The 1,686-nt window shown below is 51.4% G+C and carries 1 protein-coding gene; it reads left to right on the top strand.

The window, feature by feature from the left end; all coding sequences use genetic code 11:
* The first annotated feature begins 69 nt into the window (after positions 1–69).
* A protein-coding gene (locus L971_RS14910) for an IS3 family transposase (RefSeq protein WP_156111487.1) occupies positions 70–1,640 on the top strand; the annotation gives its coding sequence in 2 pieces (ribosomal slippage) (positions 70–709 and positions 709–1,640; 1,572 coding nt in all).
* Positions 1,641–1,686: the final 46 nt, after the last annotated feature.

Genomic DNA, 1,686 nt, shown 5'->3' with positions numbered 1-1,686 from the left:
TGATATGCTCCCCAATAGGTAGACAGATGAAATAACAAATCTGTTTATCTGATTGGGGAGTGTTTTTTTATGGTGAGAAGTCGGCATTCGATCGAACAAAAACTGGCTGCGCTGCGCATGATGGAAGAAGAAACCTATACGTGGAAGGAAATCATGGAAGCGCATAACGTCTCTGAGAATACTCTCCGGGTGTGGAAAGTGAAATTCGATACCGGCGGAATCGACGCGTTGAAGGAATCGAGGACATGGAGACATTACACCAAGGAACAAAAGATTGCCGCCGTCCGTGACTATCTCGATGGGGCCACCACGGTGGAAGTCCTCTCCAACCATCAAATCAGTGATGGATCTGTTCTTCGAAAATGGATTAAGAAGTATACTAGTCATAGCGAGTTAACAGATTCGAGAAAAGGGATGAATCGAGCTATGACAAAAGGAAGAAAAACTACATTCGAAGAGCGCTTCGAGATCGTGAAATACTGTTTGGAGAATGGACGCAACTACCAACAGACCGCGGAACAATATCAGGTGTCTTATGGGCAAATCTATGGCTGGGTCAAGAAGTATGACACGGACGGGGCAGAAGCGCTCCTGGACCGCCGTGGGCGTACGAAGCCAGAGGACGAACTAAGTGAAGAGGAGAAGCTGAAACGCCGGATCCGGCAAATGGAGCTTGAGAACGAACTTCTTCGTGCGGACAACCTGTTCCTAAAAAAGTTAGAGGAGATCGAGAGGAGGTCGTGATCAGCCAGGTACGGCTACAGCAACGATATATCGCCATCAAAGAATTATACGAAGAGGAGGCCATCTCGGTCGTCCTCCTCTGTCGAGTCGCCGGCATCTCACGGGCGGCCTATTACAAATGGTTGAACCGCACCATACCGGTGCGTCAAGAAGAGAACGAGAAGCTTCTGGAGGACATTCGTCTACTCTATGACCAGGCGAACGGCACATACGGGTACCGTCGGATCACGATGACAATCAATCGGCTGCGCCGGCAACAGAGCCTGTCCCCATTCAATGAAAAGCGAATCTATCGCTTGATGCATAGCCATGGGATCCAATCGGTCATCCGCCGGAAGCAGAAGAGACATAAGAAGTCAACGCCGCAACATGTGGCCGAGAACCTGATGAACCGAGAATTCAGTGCGTCCCGCCCGGACGAGAAATGGTGCACCGACGTCACCGAGTTCAAGTATGGGACCGGGAAGAAGGCGTATCTGAGCGCGATCATCGACCTGTATGACGGCTCGATCGTCGCCTACCGCATCGGAAGGTCCAACAACAACGGGCTCGTCTTCCAGACGATGATGCCAGCCATCGCGGGGCTCCGTACAGGAGCACGTCCGATGATCCATAGCGACCGAGGGTTCCAATATACCTCAAGAGGGTTCAAACGGATGGTAGAAGACGCGGGAATGACCCGCAGCATGTCCCGGGTCGGGCGTTGCATCGACAACGCCCCGATCGAGAGTTTTTGGGGCACCTTGAAAGTGGAGATGTACTACTTGCGTGAGTTCCAGGCCTATAGCGAACTCACGAGGGCCATCGAGAACTACATATCGTTCTACAACCACGATCGTTTCCAGAAACGACTAAACGGCTTGAGCCCTGTCGAATACAGGTCTCAAGCCGCCTAGGCTGGTTTTCATTGTTTGTCCTGTCTACTTGACAGGGAGCACTTCA

Source organism: Exiguobacterium sp. ZOR0005, assembly GCF_000798975.1.
Lineage (GTDB): Bacteria > Bacillota > Bacilli > Exiguobacteriales > Exiguobacteriaceae > Exiguobacterium > Exiguobacterium aurantiacum.
The sequence above is the reverse complement of the archived record's forward strand: the minus strand, read 5'-3'. Positions and strand labels throughout refer to the sequence as shown.